General features: G+C 53.0%; 4 protein-coding genes and 3 tRNA genes. All 7 read left to right on the top strand.

Annotated elements, in window-relative coordinates; genetic code table 11:
• The first annotated feature begins 183 nt into the window (after positions 1–183).
• Positions 184–1,137, top strand: a complete 954-nt coding sequence (gene birA, locus PMI23_RS28030; protein ID WP_007918485.1) for a bifunctional biotin--[acetyl-CoA-carboxylase] ligase/biotin operon repressor BirA — start codon at positions 184–186, stop codon at positions 1,135–1,137.
• Positions 1,127–1,879 (top strand): pantothenate kinase, encoded by a 753-nt coding sequence (locus PMI23_RS28025; RefSeq protein WP_007918478.1) that lies wholly within the window; start codon positions 1,127–1,129, stop codon positions 1,877–1,879. The genes birA and PMI23_RS28025 overlap by 11 nt, the downstream gene beginning before the upstream one ends.
• A gap of 7 nt (positions 1,880–1,886) precedes the next feature.
• Positions 1,887–2,318 (top strand): hypothetical protein, encoded by a 432-nt coding sequence (locus tag PMI23_RS28020; protein WP_007918473.1) that lies wholly within the window; start codon positions 1,887–1,889, stop codon positions 2,316–2,318.
• 143 nt (positions 2,319–2,461) lie between these two features.
• A tRNA-Tyr gene (locus PMI23_RS28015) sits at positions 2,462–2,546 on the top strand.
• A gap of 25 nt (positions 2,547–2,571) precedes the next feature.
• A tRNA-Gly gene (locus PMI23_RS28010) sits at positions 2,572–2,645 on the top strand.
• Between the two features lie 26 nt (positions 2,646–2,671).
• Positions 2,672–2,747: transfer RNA gene (locus PMI23_RS28005), tRNA-Thr, on the top strand.
• Positions 2,748–2,832: 85 nt separating this feature from the next.
• On the top strand, positions 2,833–3,726 hold an 894-nt coding region (gene tuf, locus PMI23_RS28000; protein WP_007950275.1), incomplete at its 3' end, for an elongation factor Tu.

Genomic DNA, 3,726 nt, shown 5'->3' with positions numbered 1-3,726 from the left:
CGCCGATGGTAGTGTGGGGTTTCCCCATGTGAGAGTAGGTCATCGTCAAGATTAAATTCCGAAACCCCAATTGCGAAAGCAGTTGGGGTTTTGTTTTGCCTGCAGGAAAAGCGTCTGCTTGATTTCTATGCAACGGCCCTGAGCATGGCTATTATTCGGGCCTCATTGTGAGGCGAGACCTGCATGCTGACGTTGTTGAACCTTCTGAAGGATGGTCGATTCCATTCTGGTCAGGATCTGGGGGCTGCCCTGGGAATAAGTCGAAGTGCTGTATGGAAACAGCTTCAGCATCTAGAGGCTGAGCTTGGCTTGTCCATTCATAAAGTTCGTGGGCGGGGTTATCAATTGGCTGCGCCATTAACGCTTCTCGACTCTCGGGCGATATCGGCAATGGCGCCAGGTTGGCCGGTGACCGTTCTGGATTCAGTCGACTCGACAAATGCTGAGGCCTTGCGTGCGATCGGCCAAGGTAGTTTGGCCCCCTTTTTGGTACTCGCGGAGCGACAAGTCTCTGGACGTGGGCGAAGAGGTCGCAAGTGGGTGAGTCCGTTTGCTGAGAATCTCTATTACAGTCTTGTCCTGCGTATTGATGGCGGAATGCGGCAACTCGAGGGGTTGAGTCTTGTCGTGGGGTTGGCTGTTTTGCAGGCTCTGCGAAATTTTGGAGTGCAAAGTACCGGATTGAAGTGGCCCAACGATGTCTTGGTAGGTAACAAGAAAATCGCTGGCATTCTCCTTGAGCTCGTCGGAGACCCCGCCGACGTTTGCCATGTTGTGCTGGGCATTGGCATTAACGTGAATATGCAGCTATCGGATGAGGTCGATCAGGAATGGACCTCTATCCGTCTTGAGTCAGGCAAAAGCAGTGATCGTAATGCCTTGGTGGTTGAGCTGAGTAAACAGTTAAGTGCTCACATCAACCGCCATCAGGCGGATGGTTTCTCGGTTCTCCAGTCAGAATGGGAGGCCAATCACTTGTGGCAGGGTCGGCCTGTATCGTTGATTGCGGGCTCCAGTCAGATAGACGGCGTTGTGCTCGGAATAGATAGTCAGGGTGCGCTGCGCCTGAAGGTGGATGGCGTGGAAAAAGTCTTTAGTGGTGGTGAGCTCAGCCTGAGGTTGCGTGATGATTCTTGAGCTCGACTGCGGGAACAGCTTTATTAAGTGGCGAGTGCTGAAAGCTGCGCCCGGGGTTCTCTTTTCTGAAGGGGTTGTCGACTCTGATCTGGCGTTACTTGAAAGTTTGAGATCCCTGGACGGGCTTGTGCTGCGCAAGTGCCGCGTGGTCAGTGTCAGGACTGCGGAAGAAACTGATGTATTAATCGATGCGATCAAGCGGGAGTTCGGTATTTCGGTGGTGTGTGCGAAGTCCGCCCGTGAAATGTCTGGTGTCAAAAATGGTTATGAAGACTATGAGCGTCTAGGGCTTGATAGGTGGTTGGCCATGCTGGGCGGGTTTCATCTTGCATCGGGCAGCGCTTGCCTGGTACTCGATTTCGGTACGGCGGTAACGGCTGACTTTATTGCTGCTGATGGTGAGCATCTGGGAGGTTTCATTTGTCCTGGTATGCCATTGATGCGCAATCAGTTACGTACACATACCCGTAAGATTCGCTATGGAGATCTGGCGGCTGAGCGCGCGCTGTCCAGCAATGCACCTGGGCGCACCACCGTTGAGGCGGTGGAACGTGGGTGTTCGTTAATGTTGCGAGGTTTTGTGCTGACGCAGCTGGACATGGCGAGCGCCTACTGGGGGGAAGATTTTGCAGTCTTTATAACTGGTGGTGATGCTGTATTGGTTGCAGATGTCGCGCCCAGGGCCAAGGTTGTTCCTGACCTGGTATTTGTGGGGCTGGCTATGGCATGTCCTTTTTCCTGAGGTTTGTATGCGTTGGTTGTTCCTCCTGCTTATCGTTCTTAATGGCTTCTATTATGTCTGGCACCAGCAGGAAGCACCTTTACGGGCGAAGGACGTAACGCCTCTCAGTTTGTATCGAGGTCCCCAGCAAGACATTCGCTTGCTTAGTGAAACGACAGGTGATGTTCGGGAGGGGCGGGGAGGGCGACGGCAGGAATGTCTGTTTCTCGGTGGTTTTTCCCGGCAGGACTCGCTTTCAGCCCTTCAGCAGCGTTTGGCCGAAATGGGGGTCGACGCGCAATCTTCATCGAAGGATGCTTCCGGGGCTGGTTATTGGTTGTCTGTCGCGCCTCAGGGCCAGCGTTTGTTGGGTGATGCTCAGCTGCAGAACCTTTCCAACGAATTCAATGAGTTAAAACATAAAATAATGCTGTGTGAGGGGGTTGCACCTGCTGAGTAGTTTGCATAGAATGGCGCCCGCTCCACAGCGAAGACCCAAACAGGTTTTCAGTGTGAGGCGGTGTCAACGCAGCTAACCTCAGGTTTTTAAATGAGAAAATGCTTGACAGGGGTTTGGCATAGTATAGAATGCCGGCCTGATTAGGAGGGGTTCCCGAGCGGCCAAAGGGATCAGACTGTAAATCTGACGTCTACGACTTCGAAGGTTCGAATCCTTCTCCCTCCACCAGATTTAAGCGTGAGCTGCAGGCTCCGCGGGTATAGTTTAGTGGTAGAACCTCAGCCTTCCAAGCTGATGATGCGGGTTCGATTCCCGCTACCCGCTCCAAGTTTGCAGGTTGTGCAAAGTGTTTTGCTCTTGTAGCTCAGTTGGTAGAGCACACCCTTGGTAAGGGTGAGGTCAGCGGTTCAAATCCGCTCAAGAGCTCCATATAACAAGGCAGATATGAAAATATCTGCCTTTGTTTTAATGGTTGATATTGTTTGTCTAATTTCTTCTGTTGAGGGTGATATCGATGGCTAAGGAAAAATTTGATCGTTCCCTGCCCCACGTCAACGTTGGGACCATTGGTCACGTTGACCACGGTAAAACCACTCTGACTGCTGCTCTGACTCGCGTTTGCTCCGAAGTTTTCGGTTCTGCAATCGTTGACTTCGACAAGATCGACAGTGCGCCAGAAGAAAAGGCTCGCGGTATCACCATCAACACCGCACACGTTGAGTACAACTCGAAGATCCGTCACTACGCTCACGTTGACTGCCCAGGTCACGCTGACTATGTGAAGAACATGATCACCGGTGCTGCTCAGATGGACGGCGCTATTCTGGTTTGCTCGGCCGCTGATGGTCCGATGCCACAAACCCGTGAGCACATCCTGCTGTCCCGTCAGGTTGGCGTTCCGTACATCGTGGTTTTCCTGAACAAGGCTGACCTGGTAGACGACGCTGAGCTGCTGGAACTGGTTGAGATGGAAGTTCGCGACCTGCTGTCCACCTATGACTTCCCAGGCGACGATACTCCGATCATCATCGGTTCGGCTCGTATGGCTCTGGAAGGCAAAGACGACAACGAGATGGGCACCACTGCCGTCAAGAAACTGGTTGAAACTCTGGACAGCTACATCCCAGAACCAGTGCGTGTAACCGACAAGCCGTTCCTGATGCCAATCGAAGACGTATTCTCGATCTCGGGTCGCGGTACTGTTGTGACCGGTCGTATCGAGCGCGGTATCGTTCGCGTTCAAGATCCGCTGGAAATCGTTGGTCTGCGTGACACCACCGTTACTACTTGCACCGGTGTTGAAATGTTCCGCAAGCTGCTCGACGAAGGTCGTGCTGGCGAGAACTGCGGCGTTCTGCTGCGTGGCACCAAGCGTGACGACGTTGAGCGTGGTCAGGTTCTGGTTAAG

This window comes from Pseudomonas sp. GM24 (assembly GCF_000282235.1).
Classification (GTDB): domain Bacteria; phylum Pseudomonadota; class Gammaproteobacteria; order Pseudomonadales; family Pseudomonadaceae; genus Aquipseudomonas.
Note: the sequence above shows the minus strand (reverse complement) of the source record. Positions and strands in the feature narration are given on the sequence as shown.

What these genes read in the sequence shown, in the direction of transcription:
- birA (WP_007918485.1), top strand. Translation starts at nt 184, where the DNA reads ATGCTGACGTTGTTGAACCTTCTGAAGGATGGTCGATTCCATTCTGGT.
- PMI23_RS28025 (WP_007918478.1), top strand. Translation starts at nt 1,127, where the DNA reads ATGATTCTTGAGCTCGACTGCGGGAACAGCTTTATTAAGTGGCGAGTG.
- PMI23_RS28020 (WP_007918473.1), top strand. Translation starts at nt 1,887, where the DNA reads ATGCGTTGGTTGTTCCTCCTGCTTATCGTTCTTAATGGCTTCTATTAT.